Source organism: Flavimobilis sp. BM9, from assembly GCF_058313055.1.
The window spans coordinates 332,875-352,371 of record NZ_JBZEMO010000002.1; the positions used below are offsets into that span (position 1 = coordinate 332,875).

A 19,497-nucleotide genomic window follows, 5' to 3' on the forward strand; every position below is an offset into this window, starting at 1 on the left:
GGTGCGGCCAGGCGGCGAACCCGCCCAGGCCGGTACAGATCGTATCGGCCTGGGCAGACGCCCCGCTGGCGCCGCCCGATCGCCGTCGAACCATGTCACGTCGCCGCCGCCAGCACGCACAGAGACGGCCCCCGCACGGGTCGCGTGCGAGGGCCGTCCTGCCAGCGGGTCAGAGGATGAACGACCCGAACAGGTAGCCGAGCGCCACCGCGATCGCGATGTTGATCAGGCCCGGGACCAGGAACGGGTGGTTGAAGACCGCCTTCCCGATCTTCGTCGATCCCGTGTCATCCATCTCGACGGCTGCGAGCAGCGTCGGGTACGTCGGGAGGATGAACAGTGCGGACACCGCCGGGAACGCTGCGACCATGCCGAGCGGCGAGACGCCGATCGCGAGCGCCGTCGGCATGAGCGCCTTTGACGTCGCCGCCTGCGAGTAGAGCAGCGCCGCAGCGAACAGCAGGACGACCGCGAGCAGCCAGGTGTTCTCCTTGAGGATGTCGGAGGACGCCGTCATGATCGCCTCCTCGTGCGCCTTGACGAACGTCGTGCCGAGCCAGGCGACACCGAGCACGCAGATGGACGCGCTCATACCGGACTTGAACGTCGACGCCCCCAGGATCTCCGAGGTGTTGACCTTGCAGCAGACGACGATGATCGTCGCGATCGACAGCATGATCGAGATGATCGCGGCATCACGGCCCATGACCGGCTCCTCGATGAGGCCGACCTTGTCCGAGATGATCGTCGCGTACGTCATGACCACGACGAGGCCGAGGCAGAAGATCAGCACCGAGAGCTTCGCGCCCGGCCTGATGTCGCGCTCCTTGCGCCCCGTCGGTGCGGCGACGGTGCCCTCGGCGAGGCGCTTTTGGTACTCGGGGAGCGTGTCGAGCTTCGTCGTGCCCCGCACCTTGTCGATCGCCATCATGATCGCGGCGGTCGCCATGCAGGCGAGGAACGTCGAGGGGATCGCGACGGCAAGCAGGCCGATGTAGTCGACGCCGGTGCTGCCCTCCTCGAGCATCCCGGAGAAGAAGACCACGGCCGCGGAGATCGGTGAGGCCGTGATGGCGATCTGCGACGCGACGACCGCGATGGACAGCGGGCGCGCTGGGCGGATGTTGTTCTCCTTGGCGACCTCGGTGATGACCGGCATCGTGGAGAAGGCCGTGTGGCCGGTGCCCGCCATGATCGTCATCAGGTAGGTGATGACCGGGGCGAGGAAGTTGAGGTGCTTCGGGTTCTTCCGCAACGCCCGGTCCGCGAGGTCGACGAGGTAGTCCATACCTCCGGCGACCTGCATCGCGGCGATCGCCGCGATCACGGACATGATGATCGAGACGACGTCGAGAGGCATGGCCCCTGGCGTGACCCCGAGCATGGCGAGGACGAGCACACCGAGACCACCGGCGAAGCCGATCGCGATGCCTCCGAGGCGGGCTCCGAGGAAGATCGCCGCGAGGACGACCAAGAACTGGACTGCAATCATCATCGTGCGTCAACCTGCCTTGTCACGTCGTCGTCTGACTTGTAGAGGTGGCCGCTGTAGTGCGGCCGGATGAGGTTGGCCGGCGAGAGGATCTCGTCGAGCGTCTCCTCGTCGAGGAGCCCCATCTCGAGGACCACCTCTCGCACGGACCGTCCGGATCGGGCGCACTCCTTGCCGACCAGGTCGCCGTTGTGGTGACCGATGATCGGGTTGAGGTAGGTCACGATCCCGATGGAGTTCATGACGTAGCGCAGGCACACGTCGGCGTTGACGGTGATGCCGTCGATGCACTTCTCACGCAGCGCACGGGCGGCGTTGCGGAGCAGGCTCACGGACTCGAACACGCACTGCGCGATGACGGGCTCCATGACGTTGAGCTGGAGCTGCCCGCCGTCGGCGGCCATGGTGAGGGTCACGTCGTTGCCCATGACCTTGAAGCAGACCTGGTTCACGACCTCCGGCAGCACCGGGTTGACCTTGGCGGGCATGATCGACGATCCGGCCTGCAGCTCGGGGAGGTTGATCTCGTTGAGGCCGGCACGCGGTCCGGAGGACAGGAGGCGCAGGTCGTTGCAGATCATCCCGAGCTTGACGGCGACGCGCTTGAGCCCGGCGTGGACCGCGACATAGGCGCCGGTGTCGGAGGTCGCCTCGATGAGGTTCTCCGCTGTGACGAACGGCAGCCCGGTCACCTCGGCGAGGCGCGCGGACGCCTTCTCGGGGTAGCCGAGCGGCGTGTTGATGCCCGTCCCGATCGCGGTCGCGCCGAGGTTCACCTCGAGCAGCAGCTCGATCTGCCGAGCAAGGTAGCGCATCTCCTCGCGCATGAGGAGGCCGAACGCGCCGAACTCCTGACCGACCGTCATGGGGACGGCGTCCTGCAGCTGGGTGCGGCCCATCTTGAGGACGTCAGCGAACTCGACGCTCTTCTTCTCGAACGCCTCGGCCAACAGCCCGAGCTCCTCGCGCAGCCCCTCCACGACGGTGTGGACGGCGAGGCGGAACCCGGTCGGGTACGCGTCGTTCGTGGACTGGCACTGGTTGACGTGGTCGTTCGGGTTGATGACGTCGTAGCTGCCCTTCGGCAGGCCGCGCAGCTCGAGCGCGAGGTTGGCGACGACCTCGTTGGTGTTCATGTTGACGCTCGTGCCGGCACCACCCTGGAAGACGTCCACGGGAAACTGGTCCATGCAGCGACCGTCCTCGAGGATGAGGTCGCACGCCTCGACGATCGAGTCGGCGACGTCCGCGGGGAGGGTGAACATGTCCTTGTTCGCGAGTGCGGAGGCCTTCTTGACCATGACCATCGCCCGCACGAACTCGGGAACGTCGCTGATCTTCGCGGGGCTGATGGGGAAGTTCTCGATGGCACGCTGGGTATGGACGCCGTAGTAGGCGTCGGCAGGCACGTCCTTGGGGCCGAGCAGGTCGACCTCTGTGCGATATTGCTGGGTCATCTCTTCTCCGTCCGTCATACGTGGGCGTCGTTGCTCACGTAGGCGCGACCGGCGTCATTGCCGGTCCGGCGGCGTCGTTGCCGCCATAGATCATTCTGTCGGGCGCGGACGGCGCCCTTGCCGTGTTCCGGGCGGAGCACATTCTCCGCCCGGGTGGGTTGCTCAGTCGTTCCTGCCGCGCAGCACCACCCTCATCCGCTCGCGGTTGACGACGGCGATCGCCGCGAGCGGGATGCCTGCAGGGCAGACGTCGGCGCACTCGCCGTAGGAGGAGCACGGGCCGAAGTCCTGCTCCATCTCGTCGACCATGGCACGGGCGCGCCGTCCGCGCTCCTTCTTCCCGCCCGGCAGGGCGGCGAGGTGAGCGAGCTTGGAGCCGACGAACAGGTGCGCGGCCCCGTTGGGGCACGCGGCGACGCACGCGCCGCAGCCGATGCAGGCCGCGAAGTCGAGGGCCATCTCGGCGAGCGCGTGGTCGACGGGGGTCGTGTCGGCGTCGGGCGCGGTGCCTGCCTGGACGGCGATGTGGCCGCCGGCCTTGACGACGCGGTCGAGCGCGGAGCGGTCGACGACGAGGTCGCGGACGACCGGGTACACGCGCGAGCGCAGCGGCTCGATGCGCACGGTCTGCCCGTCGGTCCACGAGCTGAGGCGCTGGTGGCACGACGGCGTGTTGGGCTGCGGGCCGTGGGGCCGTTCGTCGACGGTGACGCCGCACGCGCCGCAGATGCCTTCGCGACAGTCGGACTCGAACGCGAAGGGTTCACGTCCTTCTTCGACGAGGCGTTCGTTGAGGCGGTCGAGAAGCTCGACGACGGACATCTCGGGGGTGGCGTCGTCGACCTCGTGGGTCTCGAAGCGGCCTTGGTCTGCGGGGTTGGCCTGTCGCCAGACCTCGAGCACGAGTCTCACTTGTAGTTCCTCCTCGTCAGCGGGACGGCGTCGAACGCCAGGGGCTCGGCGTGCCGGACGTGCCGACCGTCGCCGGGGACGCCCCACGCGGAGACGAACGCCCAGCGGTCGTCGTCGCGCACGGCCTCGCCGTCCTGCTGGTGCTCGGCGCGGAAGTGCGCACCGCAGGACTCCTCGCGGTCGAGGGCGTCGACGCACATGAGCTCGGCCAGCTCGAGGTAGTCCGCGACGCGGCCCGCCTTCTCGAGCTCCTGGTTGAGCCGGTCCTCGTCGCCGAGGACCCGCAGCTCGGTCCAGAACCGTGTCCGCAGCGCACGGATCTTGTCGATCGCCGTCGTGAGGGTCTCGCGGGTCCGCTCGACGCCGCAGCCTTCGTAGAGGATGTCGCCGAGGAGCCGGTGGAAGTACGTGGGACCGTGCTCGCCCTGGACGGACATGAGGCGGTCGACGCGGTCGCGGGTGCGCTCGAGAGCCTCGGTGACGGCGGGTGCGTCGTCGGGGAGGCGCTGGCTGCCGAGCAGCGGCGCGAGGTAGTTCGGCACGGAGTACGGCAGGGTGAACCAGCCGTCGACGCAGGCCGAGAGCAGCGAGTTCGCACCGAGCCGGTTGGCGCCGTGGTAGCCCCAGCCCGCCTCGCCGCCGACGAACAGGCCGGGCAGGGAGGTCATCTGGTCGTAGTCGGACCAGAGGCCGCCCATCGTGAAGTGGGCGCCGGGGGCGATGCGCATGGGCTCGGTGTACGGGTCCTCGCCGGTGGCGTGGGTGTACATCTCGAAGAGGTTGCCGTAGCGCTCCGCGATCTGCTTCTTGCCGACGCGCTTGATGGCGTCGCGGAAGTCGAGGTAGACGGAGTTCTTGAGCGGGCCGACGCCGCGGCCTGCGCGGATCTGCTCGTGCGCGTTGCGCGAGGCGACGTCGCGCGGCGTGAGGTTGCCGAACGCCGGGTACTTGCGCTCGAGGTAGTAGTCACGCTCATCCTCGGGGATGTCGCCGGGTGCACGCTTGTCGTCGGGGTCGACGGGGACCCAGATGCGGCCGTCGTTGCGCAGCGACTCGCTCATGAGGATGGTCTTGGACTGCCACTTGCTCGACACCGGGAGCGCGGTCGGGTGGAACTGGATGAAGCTCGGGCTCGCGAGGAGCGCGCCGCGCTGGACTGCTCGCCAGGCGGCTGAGGCGTTGGAGTTCTTCGCGAGGGTGGAGAAGTAGAAGACGTTGCCGTAGCCGCCGGTCGCGAGGATGACGGCGTGGGCGGTGTGCGCGCTGATCTCACCGGTGAGCAGGTTGCGCATGATGACGCCCTGCACGCGGCCGTCCTCGATGATGAGGTCGAGCATCTCGTGGCGGGTGCGCAGCGTGACGGTGCCGGCGTCGACCTGGCGCAGGAGGGCCTGCGCGGAGGCGATCTGGAGCTGCTGACCTGTCTGCCCACGCGTGTAGTACGTGCGGGAGACCTGGACGCCGCCGAACGAGCGGGTGGCGAGCTGGCCGCCGTACTCGCGGGCGAACGGTGCGCCGATCGCGTTCATGTGGTCGATGACGCGGACGGACTCCTCGCCGAGGCGGAAGGCGTCGGCCTCGCGTCCGCGGAAGTCACCGCCCTTGACGGTGTCGATGACGAACCGGTCGACTGAGTCGTTGTCGACCTTGCGGGCGCGGGCCGCGTTGATGCCGCCCTGCGCGGCGACGGAGTGCGCGCGGCGCGGGGCGTCGTGGTACGTGAACGCGTGGACGTCGTAGCCGAGCTCGCCGAGGGCAGCGGCCGCGCCAGCGCCGGCGAGACCGGTGCCGACGACGATGACGCGGAACTTGCGACGGTTGTTCGGGTTGACGAGCTTGTAGGAGAGGCGGCGTCGCTCCCACGCTGTGCGGGGGTCGCCCTCGGGGACGCGGCCGTCGAGGATCGATCCGGGCTCGACGCCGGGGACGGAGCTGTCGGGGGCCTCGAACGTCATGACAGGACTCCGGTCGTGATGGCGATGGGCAGGAGGATGTTGCCGACCAGGACGACGAGGGCGACGAGGCCTGCGACGACGACCCCGATCTTGCGCAGCCGCTGTCCCGTCCCACCGAGGTCGGAGACGACCGTCCAGATCCCGTGCGCGAGGTGGACCGTGAGGATCAGGAGGGTGATCGCGTAGATCGCTGCGGACCAGGGCCGCTGCATGCTCGCGACGAGGTTCTCGTAGGCGTAGGACGTCTCCGGGGTGACGTGGCGGTAGTCGTCGGTCGCGACGACCTTGCCGGCCGTCAGGTCGAGCAGGTGGAACACGAGGAAGCCGAGGATCACGAACCCGCTGACGAGCATGTTGCGGGCGCCGAACGAGCGGAGGTTGAGCTTCTTACGACGGAAGCTGCCTCGGGAGGCTCTGGCGCGCCGGGCGATGGTGACCGCTGCTCCGACGTGGAGGACGAGGCTGACGGAGAGGACGATGCGCAGGATCCAGAGCATCGCGTCGACCGGCAGGAGCGGGTAGAGGGCCGTGTGGAAGAACAGCGCGTAGTGGTTGTAGTCCTCGGGGCCGATGAACGCCTTGAGGTTGCCGACCATGTGCACGAACACGAACGCCACGAAGATCGTGCCGGTGATGGCCATCGTCACCTTGAGGGCCCACGAGGGAACCTTGGGTGCCTTGCGGATCCGCTGGTCGGTGACGCGCCCGAGCGCGAGGGCCGATGCCTCGGCGCCAGGAAGGGTCCGGGGCTGGCGTGGTACGTCAGCCGGAGCGGTCGTCTGAGGGTGCGCGTCGTCCACTGGTCTCTCCCTTGAAGTTGCCTCCACGGTAGGTGTCGCGGATCACACTCCGTTGGGACTTCCGGCCCCCGGTTGCCCCCCGGTCGGCCGGGGAAAACAGGACCTATGTCGGACGATCCCGACATCGTGTACGGGCGTCGCAGCCGCAGGCCCGACGTCGTCGTCGGGACTCCCGTCAGGCTGCAGGGGCTCCGTCAGGGTTCTGGGAAAAGACGAAGGCCTCGAACCAGAGGTTCGAGGCCTAGTCTGCGTGCGTGAGGGGGGACTTGAACCCCCACGCCCTTGCGGGCACTGGCACCTGAAGCCAGCGCGTCTGCCATTCCGCCACTCACGCATACGCTCCGAAGAGCGCATCGAAGACTAACACGCGCCTGATCTGCTCCACCAATCGCGCTATCCCCACCGTGTTCACACACGTGCGCACCACTGACGAGGAGGTTGACCGATACGATCACAAGGGATCGTTGCGCCCGTCGACCCTCCGGATCAGCCGGAAGGACGGCGCAGCACCCTGCACGGACCTCGATCCGACGACAGCACGAAGGAGGTGGGCATGGGCGTCCTCGACAGATTCGAGAAGGGCGTGGAGCGCGCGGTGAGCACGGCGTTCGCCAAGGTCTTCCGCAGCGAGCTCAAGCCGGTCGACCTCGCCAGCGCCCTGCGGCGCGAGGTGGACGACCGTGCGGCGGTCGTCGACCGCGAGCGCACCATCGTGCCGAACGAGTTCACGATCCAGCTGTCCCCGCAGGACTTCGAGCAGGTCGACTCGTGGGGCGCCGAGACGATGGCGGACGAGCTCGCCGCCAACGTCACCGACTACGCCGCGTCGCAGCACTACGCCTTCGCCGGCCCGGTCACGGTCACCTTCGAGCGCTACGACGACCTGCAGCCGGGACGCTTCGAGCTTCGCTCGCGCACGACTCGCGGATCGGTCGCCCCGGCCTCGGCGAGCCCGAGCGCCCGCCATCCCCTCGTGGACATAGACGGCCAGCGCTACCTCCTCACTGGCCCGGTCACGGTGATCGGCCGCGGCTCGGAGGCCGACATCGTCGTGGACGACCCGGGCGTCAGCCGCAAGCACCTCGAGATCCGCATCACGCCCGACGGCGTCATCGCGTCCGACCTCGGCTCGACGAACGGCCTGTTCGTCGAGGGTCACCAGGTGCCGGCCGCGACACTCCTGGACGGCAACTCGTTGACGATCGGTCGTACCCGCATCATGTTCTGGACAGGCACGACCGACGACGACGCCACGGGCCGGTGACACGAGAACCATGAGCGAGCTGACGATCACCCTGCTGCGGCTGGGTTACCTGGCGGTGCTCTGGCTCTTCGTCTTCGCCGCGATCGGCGTCCTGCGCAAGGACATCTACGGCACGCGGATCACCGCACGACCGACCGACCGCCCGGCCCCGCGACGCAACCCGGTCCGGCCGAGCCAGCCCGTCGCCCCGCAGGCGACCAGGCTCGTGGTCACCGAGGGCCGCCTGTCGGGCACGACGATCCCCCTGTCGACGTCTGCCGTCCTCATCGGCCGCGCGCCTGCGTGCACGCTCGTGCTCGACGACGACTACTCGTCGTCGCGTCACGCCCGGATCTTCCCCCAGGGGGATCACTGGGTCGTCGAGGACCTGGGGTCGACGAACGGCACGTTCGTCGACGGGCACCGTCTGAACGAACCCACCATCCTTCCGATCGACACCCCCGTGCGGATCGGCCAGAGCGTCCTGGAACTGCAGAGGTAACCGGCCCGTGTCGATCGCCCTTCGTTACGCCCTCCGTTCCGACGTGGGGCTCGTCCGGTCCAACAACCAGGACTCCGGCTTCGCCGGCCCCAACCTCCTCGTCGTCGCGGACGGCATGGGCGGCCACGCGGGCGGCGACGTCGCGTCGTCGATCGCGGTCGCTACCCTGGCGCCGCTCAACGACGACTCGTTCGGCTCGGACGACGCCGTCGAGGAGCTCGAGCGTGCGCTCGTCGTCGCCCGCGAGGCGCTCGTCGCGCGAACCGCCGAGGAGCCCGACCTCTCCGGCATGGGCACGACCGTCACGGCGATCCTGCGCACGGGTACGAAGCTCGCGATGGCCCACATGGGCGACTCGCGCGCCTACCTGCTGCGCGACGGCGAGCTGACGCAGGTCACGACCGACCACACGTTCGTGCAGCACCTCGTGGACACGGGCAAGATCACGGCTGAAGAGGCCGAGGTCCACCCGCAGCGCTCCGTCGTCATGCGCGTGCTGTGCGACTTCGGCCTGGACCTGCGCCCTGACGTCTCGGTCCGCGAAGGGCGCCCGGGCGACCGCTGGCTCCTCTGCTCGGACGGCCTGAGCGGGTACGTCTCGAAGCAGACGATGCAGCAGACGCTCGTCGACGTCGAGGACCCGGACCTGTGCACGGAGCGGCTCGTACAGCTCGCGCTGCGCGCGGGCGGCCCTGACAACATCACGTGCATCGTGGCGGACGTGCTCGACCCGGACGAGCTCCCCGAGGGCATCGAGCCGACGTCGTCGGTGCAGGTCGCGGGGGCCGCCGCGATCGAGCGCAACATCCCGTCGGCCGCCGCCGACGGGCCGGCCGCCCGTGCCGCCGCGCTCGTCGCGAGCGCCGAGGAGACCGCGGAGGACGACGAGCCCGAGACGACCGAGGACGAGGACGCCCCCGGCGAAGAGGCGAACCTCTCTGCGTTGCCCGCCCGTCGGAAGAAGCGCCGTGCCGGTCGGGTCCTCGGTCTCCTCGTCGTGCTCGTCCTCCTCGGCGGAGGCGCGTGGGGCGGGTACCGCTGGACGCAGACCCAGTACTACGTCGGCGTGGCTGACGGCGTCGTCGCGATCTTCCGCGGCATCCCGCAGACCGCCGGCCCGATCAAGCTGTCGTCCGAGGTCGAGCGCACGAACATCGCGGTCACGTCCCTCGACGCGTTCATGGTCGAGCGTCTGGAGCAGACGATCCCCGAGAGCTCGCTCACCGAGGCGCGCAGCCGCGCCCTCTCGCTCGCCGCAGCAGCCGCGGACGCGTCGCTGAGCCCGGCCCCCACGGACCAGCCGACGACGACACCCACGCTCCCGCCTGCGACGACGCCGCCCGCCCCCGAGACCACGACGGTGGCCCCGTGACGGTGAGGCTGACGTGATGGCGACCGTCGAACCGAGCCAGACCGCTCCGGGTCGAGGTCGCGAGCTGCTTCTGCTGGTCTTCGCGATCGCCGTCGGCATGGGGGCCTACGCGCAGGTGAGCCTCGCCGTGACGGACGAGCTGCCCGCGGACTTCTACCTGCACTGCGGGGCTCTCGTCCTGCTCGCTGCGGTGCTGCACCTCATCGTGCGGTTCGTCGCGCCCTACGCCGACCCGGTCCTGCTGCCGGTCGTCGTCGCGCTCAACGGCATCGGTCTCGCGATGATCTACCGGATCGACCTCGCGAAGGGCGACTCGTCGCTCGCGACGAAGCAGCTGGGCCTGACCGCGCTCGGTGTCGTCGCCGCTGCGGCGCTCCTGATCCTGCTGCGTGACCACCGCCTGTTGCGGCGCTTCACCTACACGGCGATGATCGCCGCGCTCGTGCTCATCCTCCTGCCGCTCGTCCCGGGCCTCGGCACCTCGGTCTACGGTGCCCGCATCTGGATCAACATCGGCGGTTCCTCGTTCCAGCCGGCCGAGCTCGCGAAGATCGCGCTCGCGATCTTCTTCGCCGGCTACCTCGTGACGAACCGGGACACGCTGGCTCTCGCCGGCCCGCGCGTCGCCGGGCTCCAGCTGCCGCGGCTGCGCGACTTCGGGCCGATCCTCGTCGTGTGGGCCGTGTCGATCGCGGTCCTCGTCCTCGAGCGCGACCTGGGCACGTCGCTCCTGTTCTTCGGCCTGTTCGTCGCGGTGCTCTACGTCGCGACCGAACGCGTCTCGTGGATCATCATCGGCCTGATGATGTTCGCGGGGGGCGCCGTCCTCGCCGCGAAGTCGTTCGCGCACGTCGCAGCCCGGTTCACGATCTGGCTCGACGCGATGGACCCCGAGGTCTACTCCGCCCTCCCGGGCTCTGAGCAGCTCGTCAAGGGCCTGTTCGGGCTCGCGTCCGGCGGCCTCCTCGGCACGGGTCTCGGCCACGGCCACCCGACTCTCGTCGTCTTCTCCGAGTCGGACTTCATCACGACGTCGCTCGGCGAAGAGCTCGGACTGACGGGCCTGCTCGCGATCCTCGTGATGTACGGCGTGGTCGTCCAGCGCGGCTTCCGCATCGCGGTGGGCGTGCGCGACGGCTTCGGCAAGCTCCTCGCGTCCGGTCTCGCGTTCGTGCTCGTGTGGCAGGTCTTCGTCGTCGTCGGTGGGGTCACCCGCGTCATCCCCCTGACCGGCCTGACGATGCCGTTCCTCGCGTACGGCGGATCCTCGCTCCTTGCGAACTGGCTGATCGTCGCGCTCCTCCTGCGCATCTCGGACAACGCTCGCCGCCCGACGCCGCTGCCCGTCCGCGGCGCGAGCCCCGTCTCCATGCACGAGGACGACCTGGAGGACGACGAGCCCGACGACGCCATCCCCCTCCCTGTGCCCGCACCCCCGGCAGCAGAGCACCCTGCGACCGACGTCACCGAGGTGGTGCCGGTGGCGCGCACCGCCGAGGACGTCGAGCGGACGGAGGAGGACCGATGAACGCCGCCATCCGCCGTCTGTCCGTCGTCGCGTTCGTGCTGCTCATGGCCGTCATGATCGCCGCGACCAACATCCAGGTGCTGCAGGCGCCCGCGCTCAACGCGGACAGCCGCAACATCCGCACGATCTACCGCGAGTTCGGGCTGCCTCGCGGCCCGATCGTCGTCGACGGTTCCGCGATCGCCTCCTCCAAGCCGTCCGACGACGCGTTCGGCAACCAGCGCTCCTACAGCGAGGGCCCCCTGTACGCCCCCATGACGGGCTACTTCTCCATCGTGTTCGGCACCTCCGGGATCGAGAAGTACGAGAGCGACGTCCTCAACGGCACCGCGGACTCCCTGTTCATCCGGCGGGTCCAGGACCTCATCACGGGCCGCCAGCCGAAGGGCTCGTCGGTCGAGCTCACCCTGTCCGCTGCGGCCCAGAAGGCCGCGTGGGACGCGCTCGGCAAGCAGAAGGGCGCCGCCGTCGCGATCGACCCGCGCACGGGCGCGATCCTCGCGATGGTCTCGAAGCCGAGCTTCGACCCCAACGACCTCGCTGCACACTCGTCGAGGGGCGTCAACGAGGCGTACCAGGCGCTGCTCGCCGACCCGGACAACCCGCTCGTCAACCGGGCGACGTCCATGACGTATCCCCCCGGGTCGACGTTCAAGCTGGTCGTCGCGGCGGCCGCCCTCGAGGCTGGCACCGTCGACGCCGAGACGATGATCGCCGCACCGAAGGACCTGCCACTCCCCCAGACGAGCACGACGCTCGGCAACTTCGGTGGCGTCGCGTGCTCGCCGTCGGGCGAGATGACGCTCGCCGACGCCCTGCGGATCTCCTGCAACACCGCCTTCGCACAGCTCGGCATGGACATCGGCCAGGACGCGATCCGTGAGACCGCCGAGAAGTTCGGCTTCAACGAGCAGCAGGCCGTCCCGCACCGCGTCGCGGCGTCCGTCTTCCCCACGGACATCGACTCCCCCGGTGTCGCCCTCAGCTCGATCGGGCAGAAGGACGTCCGCTCGACGCCGATGCAGATGGCGATGCTCGCCGCGACGATCGCGAACGACGGCGTGCCCATGCAGCCGTACAGCGTCGAGCGTGTGCGGGACGCCGACCTGGACGTCGTCTCCGAGACCGAGCCCAAGGCGCTCGACCGCGCGGTCAGCACGGGCACCGCGGCCACCCTCAACCAGATGATGCAGGGCGTCGTCGAGCGCGGCTCGGGCACCGGCGCGAAGATCTCCGGCGTCAAGGTCGCCGGCAAGACCGGCACCGCGCAGACCACCTCGGAGGCAGCGCCGCACGCCTGGTTCGTCGGCTTCGCGCCTGCGGACGACCCGCAGATCGCCGTCGCCGTCATCGTCGAGAACGGCGGTGACCTCGGCAGCGAGGGCACCGGCGGTGCCGTCGCAGCGCCGATCGGCCGCGCGATCATGCAGGCGGTGATCAAGTGAAGCCCGTCGCAGGACTCGTCCTCGGCAGTCGCTACCGTCTCGTGCGCCTCATCGCCGTCGGCGGCATGGGCGAGGTGTGGGTCGCCCACGACCTCGCGCTCGCCCGCGACGTCGCCGCGAAGGTCCTCAAGGAGGAGTACGCGGGCAACGAGGACTTCCTCGAGCGCCTGCGCACGGAGGCGCGCAACGCCGCCGGTCTCTCCCACACGAACATCGCCCAGCTGTTCGACTACGGCGAGCAGGGCGGCTCTGGCTACCTGATCCTCGAGCTCATCGTCGGCGAGCCGATGAGCGACCTCCTCGAACGGGAGCCGATCCTCCCGCTGCGCAGGCTCCTGCCGATCCTGTCCCAGACGGCGCGGGGCCTGCACGCCGCGCACGTCGGCGGCGTCGTCCACCGCGACGTCAAGCCGGGCAACATCCTGCTCGAGCACGGCTCGACCGTGAAGATCACGGACTTCGGGGTCTCGCTCGGGGCCAACCAGGTGCCGATGACCGCAGCGGGCATGGTCATGGGCACCGCCCAGTACCTGTCACCCGAGCAGGCGATCGGCAAGCCCGCGACCGGCGCCTCGGACATCTACGCGCTCGGCATCGTCGCCTACGAGGCGATCGTCGGGCACCGTCCGTTCACGGGCGCGACGGCGGTCGACATCGCGGTCGCGCACGTCAACGAAGCGGTCCCGCCCCTCCCGGCGACGGTGCACGTCGACCTCGCCGCTCTCGTCATGCAGATGCTCGAGAAGGACCCGGTCAAGCGTCCACGTTCGGCAGCGACGCTCGCACGGCTGCTAGACGAGCTCGCCGAGAGCATCGACGAGGACCCGTACGGCCACCTGTCGGCGAGCCGCAGCCGCCACAGCCAGCGCACGACGAGCCCGGCGACACCCGAGCCGTCCCGCATCGCGGCGACGGTCCACACGACCTACTCCACGCGCACGGCGCTCTCGGCCGAGGAGCCGGCTCCCGTGCTCGCGTCACGCTCTGCCCGGCGCGCACGCGCAGACCTTCCGCCGTCCTTCCCGCCACAGCGTCCGATGACGCGCCGCGAGCTGCACGGCCGCGGGGTGTCCGAGACGGGGCCGTCAGCCCCGTCCGCGCGATCGGCAGCAGCGCCAGCGCCGTCGGCTCCCTCGGCCGCAGCGCCGTCCGCACCTTCGGCTGCAGCACCGGCGGCGACGGGCGGTCCGGCGCCCCGCGTGCCTGGACCGTCGGCCGCCGTGAGCCGCGACGCGACGCTCCCGGCTCGGCCGAGCCGAGCCGTCCCGCCGCCGCCGGCACCAGCACGGGCGGTGCCGTCTCCCGCAGCGCCCTCGGTCTCGTCGTCCCCGGGCGTCCAGTCAGCACGGTCTGCTCACGACACCGCAGCACCGTTGCGTGCCGCGGAGGCGTGGCGACCGCGGACGCCGTCGGCGGACGCTCCTGCGTCGTTCGACCCGACCCTGCCGCCGGTGCCGCCTCCGCCGTCGCTCCCCCCGGTGTCGGTCCACCGACCGCAGTCGCCCGTCCCTCCGCCGCCCACCGGGCGCAGCGCGCACGAGGTGCGGAGGTTCTCGACGAGCACCGGGCTGCGGCTCGGAAACCTGTCGTGGCCCCTCCTGGGGCTCGTCGCAGTCGGGGTGATCATCGTGATCGCTCTGATCGTCAAGGCGGCGACGGGCGGTGGCGACGCCGACGCGGCGGCGGCCAGCATCGGGCTCGGAACGGTACTCGTGAGCACCGCGACGCTCGAAGATGACAAGATTGCCTACGCGGGGCCGTCGTCAGACGACGAGCTCCTCATCCCGACAACTCCTAAGGACGAGTAGTGGCGCACGACGCACCCCGAATCCTCGCCGGCCGCTACGAGGTCGGTGAGCTCATCGGCCGTGGTGGCATGGCCGAGGTTCACATCGGCCACGATGCCCGGCTCGGCCGCACGGTCGCGATCAAGATCTTGCGGTCGGACCTCGCGCGGGACCCCAGCTTCCAGGCTCGCTTCCGCCGTGAGGCCCAGTCCGCGGCCGCGCTGAACCACCCGGCGATCGTCGCGGTCTACGACACGGGCGAGGAGACGTACACCGAGCCTTCGGGCGCCGTCTCGCACGTCCCGTTCATCGTCATGGAGTACGTCGAGGGCCACACCGTGCGCGACATCCTGCGCGACGGTCACGCGGTCCCGATCGACGAGGCCGTCGAGATCGTCTCAGGCGTGCTGTCCGCGCTCGAGTACTCGCACCAGGCCGGGATCGTCCACCGCGACATCAAGCCCGCGAACGTCATGCTGACGCCCACGGGCGCGGTCAAGGTCATGGACTTCGGCATCGCCCGCGCGGTCGCCGACTCCGCTGCGACCATGACGCAGACGCAGGCCGTGATCGGGACCGCGCAGTACCTCTCCCCCGAGCAGGCGCGCGGCGAGTCCGTCGACGCACGCTCGGACCTGTACTCGACCGGCTGCCTGCTCTTCGAGCTCCTCACCGGGCGTCCGCCGTTCACGGGTGACTCGCCCGTCGCCGTGGCCTACCAGCACGTCCGTGAGGCGCCGCAGCGTCCCTCCGCGATCGCCGGCGACGTCCCCGAGGTGCTCGACCGCATCGCGCTCAAGGCGCTCGCCAAGGAGCGCGAGGCCCGCTACTCGACCGCGGCAGAGTTCCGCTCCGACCTCGAGTCGGCGCAGCACGGCGGCCGGGTCCAGGCTGGCCCGCTCGGCACCGTCATGGCCGCTGCGGCCGCGTCGGCGCTCCCGTCGCTGGGCGAGCCGACGACGCAGGTCATGGGCGGCACGGACGCCGCCACGCAAGCGTTCGCGCCCGTCGGTGCGGCCGTCCCCGTGGCCGCGACCACGTCCGGCTGGGAGCCGACCGGCCTCACTGCCCCGGCCGAGCCCAGGCCCGGCAACGGCGCCGTCGCGGACAAGGACTCGCGCAAGCGCAAGACGCTCCTGTGGACGCTCATCACGGTCGCCGTCGTGGCTGTCGTCGCGATCCTCGCGATCCTCTTCCTCCCGCAGGACGACGACGTGAAGACGGTCGCGGTGCCGACCCTGACCGGCATGAACGCCGAGGAGGCGACAGCCGCGCTCACGGCGGTCGACCTCAAGATCAAGAAGGGCACCGAGGCGTCGTCCGTCGAGGAGGGCATCTTCACCCGGTCCGACCCGGACGCGGGCGCACAGGTCGCTCCCGGATCGACCGTCTCCGTCTGGTTCTCGAGCGGTCCTGACGCGGCCCAGATCCCGGACGTGTCAGGGCTCGACCAGGACTCCGCGAGGGCGAAGCTCACCGCGGCGGGCTTCCAGATCGCCACGTCGACGGAGTCGGAGTCCGGCGGTCAGATCGACAAGGACCGCGTCACGCGCACTGACCCCGCAGCCGGGGAGACTCTGCCCAAGGACACGGTCGTCAAGATCTACCTGTCGGACGGCACCGTCGAGATCCCCAAGCTGGTCGGCATGACCGTCGACGAGGCGAAGGCGAAGATCAAGGAGGTCGCCGGCACGAAGATCTCCGTCGACACCCGCACGCAGCCCGACACCGCCGACCCCGGTACGGTCATCGACCAGTCGCCGTCGGCCGGACCGGTGCAGCACGGGCAGACGATCACGCTGACGATCGCCGAGGAGATCCCCCCGGCACAGCTCACGATCCCGTCGAACCTCGTCGGTATGACCGAGGCCGAGGCACGTTCGGCGCTGCGCGCCGCCGGCTTCCCGGACGTCACGATCGAGGCGGAGAGCTCGAGCGAGTTCGTCGCGGGCCTCGTCATGGGCGTGTCGCCGCGTGGCGGTACGACCGTCGACGAGGGCACGGTCATCACCCTGTTCGTGTCCAAGGGTCCCGGCCCCGCGCCGACGAACACCGACTCGCCGCCGCCCGCTGGCGAGCCGACCGGCGAGGGCGATCCTCAGCAGTGACCTGAGCGTCTCGCTGTGACGCACGGGAGCCCCGGACCACCACCATGTGGTGGTCCGGGGCTCCCGACGTATGTCAGCGTCACATGCGCACGAGCGGCGCCATCCCGTCCGAACGCTCGACCGCTCCCTCGAGGCCTGCCAGCTCGAGCCAGTTGGCAAAGAGGCGGTGCCCACCCTGCGTCAGCACGGACTCCGGGTGGAACTGCACGCCGTGCAGCGGCAGCTCGCGGTGCTGGAGGCCCATGATGATCCCCGAGCTCGTCGTCGCGGTGACCTCGAGCTCCGCCGGGACCGTCGCGTCCACCACGGCGAGCGAGTGGTAGCGCGTCGCGGTGAACGGCACGGGAAGGCCCGCGAGCACGCCGGTGCCGTCGTGCTCGATCTCGCTCGTCTTGCCGTGCATCAGCTCGGGCGCGTGCGTGACCGTCGCCCCGAACGCCTCACCGAGAGCCTGGTGCCCGAGGCAGACGCCCAGCATCGGGACGCGGGCGTCGGCGCAGTGGCGGATCACGTCGAGGCTCTGACCGGCCTCGGCAGGCGTCCCGGGGCCAGGGGACACGAGCACACCATCGATCCCCTGCCACTCCTCGGGCGCAGGCACGTCGTCGTTGCGGACCACGACCGTCTCGGCGCCGAGCTGGCCGAGGTAGCCGACGATCGTGTAGACGAAAGAGTCGTAGTTGTCGACGACAAGGATGCGCGTCATGGGTGGCCTCGTGCTTCGTAACGGGGTCGGGCTCAGGACTGGGGCAGCGCGGGCAGGACTGCGGAGCCCTGCTCGACGGTCTGCTCGTTGAAGGGTATGTGCTCCGCCACGAGCGGGAACAGCCATTCGAAGGCGATCGCGACGAGCACGACCGCGAGGATCGTCAGGACGAGGATCTTCGCCCATGCTGGCCCGGGGAGTGCCCGCCACAACGCTCCGTACATCATGCTCCTTCCGTGAGGGCGGCGGGGACGCCGTCCGCGACAGGCATCCACCCCTCGAGCTCGCCGTGCACGATGTAGCGCTCGCGCGCCGAGAACATGGGGTGGCAGGCGGTGAGCGTGATGGTCGCGCGCTCGGGCGTGGCGCCGGGCTTGCCGGGCACGGGCGCGACGACGTCGACCTGCTCGGGCAGGACGATGCGGTGCTCGGTCACGCGGTAGACGAACCACAGGTCCGCAGTGCGCACGACGAGAGCGTCTCCGGGTTCGAGCTCCGCGATCCTGTTGAACGGCTTGCCGTACGTGGTGCGGTGCCCTGCGACGGCGAAGTTGCCGACCCCGCCGGGCATGGCGGTCCCGGGGTAGTGCCCACCCGAGCCGGTGTCGAGGATAGTGGGACGGTCGACACCCTGCCGGACGGTCACGGCGTCGTCCTGCCCGTCCCAGCGCGGGACGCTCAGGAGCGCGATCGTGTCGCCGTCCTGCGTGGGCTCGTCGAGCGTGGGGGGTGGGTCTGTCCGCAGCCCTGCGACGGGTGCCTCGGCGCTCGAGGGTCGGGGCCAGTCGAGCCCGGCGACGATCTGCTCCTGCGCTCGGGCAGCCTGGACGTCGGTCCACCACAGCTGCCAGACGACGAAGAGACCGAGGACGACGCCGAGGGTGATGAGCAGCTCACCCACGACGCCGACGACGCCGAACATGACGTCGCTCGCACCGCGTCGCTTCGGGGCTGGCTGCCCGTCCTGTGCAGCGTCCGTCACGGCAGCACGTCGACGCCCGCGGGGACCTGCGCCTGAGCGAGCTCGGCGGGCAGGCTTCCGGCAGGGATCTCGAGGCTGTCAGCCACGTCGACGCTCCACCCGAGACCGACCCGGTCGACCCACTGGCGGTAGATCTGGATCTCGCGCGACGCGCCGAGCGCGGCCTCGAGAGCGGTGGGCTCCCCGATCGCCTCGACGCGGTAGGGCGGAGAGTAGACCCGGCCTCCGAGCGAGAGGACGTTTCCGACGCAGCGGAACGCCGTCGACACGGTGACGCGCTGCCCTTGGAGCGTCATCGCCTGGGCACCGCCGGCCCAGAGGGCGTTGATGACCGCCTCGAGGTCCTGCTGGTGGACGACGAGGGAGTCCGGGCGCACCGTGGCGCTCAAGGGCGTGGATGGGGGCGCGTCGTCGAGCGTGACGCTCAGGCCCGGGCCCGTGACGGCGACCGTCCCTGCCATGATCGCGTCGCTCTGGGCGATGTTCTCGTCCTCGGGTGTGTCGACGACGGTGGGGTTGGCGAGGATGCTGTCGATCTCGGCGGTGATCTGGTCGACCTGCTCCCCGAGCTGGCGGACGCGGTCGTTCTCGACCTCGACGAGCTCGGCGAGGTTGGTCGCGTGGCGCTCTCCGCCGCTGCGGGAGAGCCGCGCGTTGGCGGTGAACAGGAGGCCTGCGAGCGCGAGCACGAGGGTGACCGCGACGGTGGCTCGCACCGGTCGCTGGCCGCCCGCGACGGCGTCACGCATGGCGGCACTCCCTTCCACGGCTTCGACCTGCGGGGCATGTTACGGCAGGACCACTAGGCTATGGGGTGAACTGCGGATCGTCATGGTCCGCCTGACCCGACACAGCAGCAGGACAGGAGCCGTCTCCGTGACCGAATCCAAGTCGTCCGAGAACGACAACGCGGGCGAGAAGGTCGTCCTGCCACCTTCCGTGAAGAAGGAGCAGGCGAAGAAGGCGAAGTCGGGCAGCAAGCCGGTGAAGGTTGCGACGACGGGCAACCCGCGCTGGCTCGTCCCGACGATGCTGGGCCTCATGATCGCCGGTCTGGTGTACGTGGTCGTGGCCTACCTGGCGCAGATGCAGTACCCGCTGCCGATCGGCAACTACAACCTCGTGGTGGGCTTCGCCCTGATGATCGCGGGCTTCGGTCTGACGACTCGCTGGAAGTAGCCGCGCCTTGTCGGACGGCGTCATCCTCT

17 protein-coding genes and 1 tRNA gene are annotated in these 19,497 nt (G+C 70.0%); 8 read left to right on the top strand and 10 right to left on the bottom strand.

Annotated elements, in window-relative coordinates:
• Nucleotides 1-169: 169 nt before the first annotated feature.
• From AC4F3Q_RS05600 to AC4F3Q_RS05625, 6 genes are all read right to left on the bottom strand, one after another.
• Nucleotides 170-1,495: an anaerobic C4-dicarboxylate transporter gene (locus tag AC4F3Q_RS05600; protein ID WP_491039103.1), complete on the bottom strand. Its 1,326-nt coding sequence runs from the start codon at nucleotides 1,493-1,495 to the stop codon at nucleotides 170-172.
• Nucleotides 1,492-2,949, bottom strand: a complete 1,458-nt coding sequence (aspA, locus tag AC4F3Q_RS05605; protein ID WP_491039104.1) for an aspartate ammonia-lyase — start codon at nucleotides 2,947-2,949, stop codon at nucleotides 1,492-1,494. The genes AC4F3Q_RS05600 and aspA overlap by 4 nt, the downstream gene beginning before the upstream one ends.
• Before the next feature lie 162 nt (nucleotides 2,950-3,111).
• The gene (locus tag AC4F3Q_RS05610; RefSeq protein ID WP_168446753.1) at nucleotides 3,112-3,861 is read right to left on the bottom strand and encodes a succinate dehydrogenase/fumarate reductase iron-sulfur subunit; all 750 of its coding nucleotides are present in this window, start codon (nucleotides 3,859-3,861) and stop codon (nucleotides 3,112-3,114) included.
• Nucleotides 3,858-5,816 (bottom strand): fumarate reductase/succinate dehydrogenase flavoprotein subunit, encoded by a 1,959-nt coding sequence (locus tag AC4F3Q_RS05615; RefSeq protein WP_491039105.1) that lies wholly within the window; start codon nucleotides 5,814-5,816, stop codon nucleotides 3,858-3,860. The genes AC4F3Q_RS05610 and AC4F3Q_RS05615 overlap by 4 nt, the downstream gene beginning before the upstream one ends.
• Complete coding sequence (locus AC4F3Q_RS05620) at nucleotides 5,813-6,616, bottom strand: succinate dehydrogenase cytochrome b subunit (protein WP_491039106.1); 804 nt, start codon at nucleotides 6,614-6,616, stop codon at nucleotides 5,813-5,815. Before AC4F3Q_RS05620 ends, AC4F3Q_RS05615 begins: the two co-directional genes overlap by 4 nt.
• Before the next feature lie 251 nt (nucleotides 6,617-6,867).
• Nucleotides 6,868-6,950 (bottom strand) — tRNA-Leu (locus tag AC4F3Q_RS05625).
• A gap of 219 nt (nucleotides 6,951-7,169) precedes the next feature.
• Between AC4F3Q_RS05625 and AC4F3Q_RS05630 the strand changes: the two genes are divergently transcribed.
• The 7 genes from AC4F3Q_RS05630 to pknB are packed head-to-tail and all read left to right on the top strand — an operon-like array spanning nucleotide 7,170 to nucleotide 16,601.
• Nucleotides 7,170-7,880 (top strand): FHA domain-containing protein, encoded by a 711-nt coding sequence (locus AC4F3Q_RS05630; protein WP_168446755.1) that lies wholly within the window; start codon nucleotides 7,170-7,172, stop codon nucleotides 7,878-7,880.
• 10 nt (nucleotides 7,881-7,890) lie between these two features.
• The gene (locus tag AC4F3Q_RS05635; RefSeq protein ID WP_168446756.1) at nucleotides 7,891-8,361 is read left to right on the top strand and encodes an FHA domain-containing protein FhaB/FipA; all 471 of its coding nucleotides are present in this window, start codon (nucleotides 7,891-7,893) and stop codon (nucleotides 8,359-8,361) included.
• A 7-nt stretch (nucleotides 8,362-8,368) separates the two neighbouring features.
• Complete coding sequence (locus AC4F3Q_RS05640; RefSeq protein ID WP_491039107.1) at nucleotides 8,369-9,733, top strand: PP2C family protein-serine/threonine phosphatase; 1,365 nt, start codon at nucleotides 8,369-8,371, stop codon at nucleotides 9,731-9,733.
• Nucleotides 9,734-9,749: 16 nt separating this feature from the next.
• Nucleotides 9,750-11,261 carry an FtsW/RodA/SpoVE family cell cycle protein gene (locus AC4F3Q_RS05645; RefSeq protein WP_168446758.1) on the top strand — a complete coding sequence of 504 codons (1,512 nt, stop codon included), beginning with the start codon at nucleotides 9,750-9,752 and terminating at the stop codon, nucleotides 11,259-11,261.
• Nucleotides 11,258-12,706: a peptidoglycan D,D-transpeptidase FtsI family protein gene (locus tag AC4F3Q_RS05650; RefSeq protein WP_168446759.1), complete on the top strand. Its 1,449-nt coding sequence runs from the start codon at nucleotides 11,258-11,260 to the stop codon at nucleotides 12,704-12,706. The genes AC4F3Q_RS05645 and AC4F3Q_RS05650 overlap by 4 nt, the downstream gene beginning before the upstream one ends.
• A complete protein-coding gene (locus tag AC4F3Q_RS05655; protein WP_491039108.1) occupies nucleotides 12,703-14,514 on the top strand; it encodes a serine/threonine-protein kinase in 1,812 nt (603 codons plus the stop codon). Before AC4F3Q_RS05650 ends, AC4F3Q_RS05655 begins: the two co-directional genes overlap by 4 nt.
• Nucleotides 14,514-16,601 (top strand): Stk1 family PASTA domain-containing Ser/Thr kinase, encoded by a 2,088-nt coding sequence (pknB, locus tag AC4F3Q_RS05660; RefSeq protein WP_491039109.1) that lies wholly within the window; start codon nucleotides 14,514-14,516, stop codon nucleotides 16,599-16,601. Before AC4F3Q_RS05655 ends, pknB begins: the two co-directional genes overlap by 1 nt.
• A gap of 79 nt (nucleotides 16,602-16,680) precedes the next feature.
• On the opposite strand, the gene AC4F3Q_RS05665 is transcribed toward pknB, so the two are convergent.
• Genes AC4F3Q_RS05665 through AC4F3Q_RS05680 form a run of 4 tightly spaced genes read right to left on the bottom strand, consistent with a single transcriptional unit; the run spans nucleotide 16,681 to nucleotide 19,038 of the window.
• The gene (locus tag AC4F3Q_RS05665) at nucleotides 16,681-17,307 is read right to left on the bottom strand and encodes an aminodeoxychorismate/anthranilate synthase component II (RefSeq protein WP_491039110.1); all 627 of its coding nucleotides are present in this window, start codon (nucleotides 17,305-17,307) and stop codon (nucleotides 16,681-16,683) included.
• A gap of 32 nt (nucleotides 17,308-17,339) precedes the next feature.
• The gene (locus AC4F3Q_RS05670) at nucleotides 17,340-17,531 is read right to left on the bottom strand and encodes a hypothetical protein (protein WP_491039111.1); all 192 of its coding nucleotides are present in this window, start codon (nucleotides 17,529-17,531) and stop codon (nucleotides 17,340-17,342) included.
• Nucleotides 17,531-18,289, bottom strand: coding sequence for a class E sortase (locus AC4F3Q_RS05675; RefSeq protein WP_491039112.1), 759 nt, complete (start codon nucleotides 18,287-18,289; stop codon nucleotides 17,531-17,533). The genes AC4F3Q_RS05670 and AC4F3Q_RS05675 overlap by 1 nt, the downstream gene beginning before the upstream one ends.
• Nucleotides 18,286-19,038 carry a DUF881 domain-containing protein gene (locus AC4F3Q_RS05680; RefSeq protein WP_491039113.1) on the bottom strand — a complete coding sequence of 251 codons (753 nt, stop codon included), beginning with the start codon at nucleotides 19,036-19,038 and terminating at the stop codon, nucleotides 18,286-18,288. Before AC4F3Q_RS05680 ends, AC4F3Q_RS05675 begins: the two co-directional genes overlap by 4 nt.
• Nucleotides 19,039-19,165: 127 nt before the next feature.
• Between AC4F3Q_RS05680 and AC4F3Q_RS05685 the strand changes: the two genes are divergently transcribed.
• A complete protein-coding gene (locus AC4F3Q_RS05685; protein ID WP_350308746.1) occupies nucleotides 19,166-19,468 on the top strand; it encodes a cell division protein CrgA in 303 nt (100 codons plus the stop codon).
• Nucleotides 19,469-19,497: the final 29 nt, after the last annotated feature.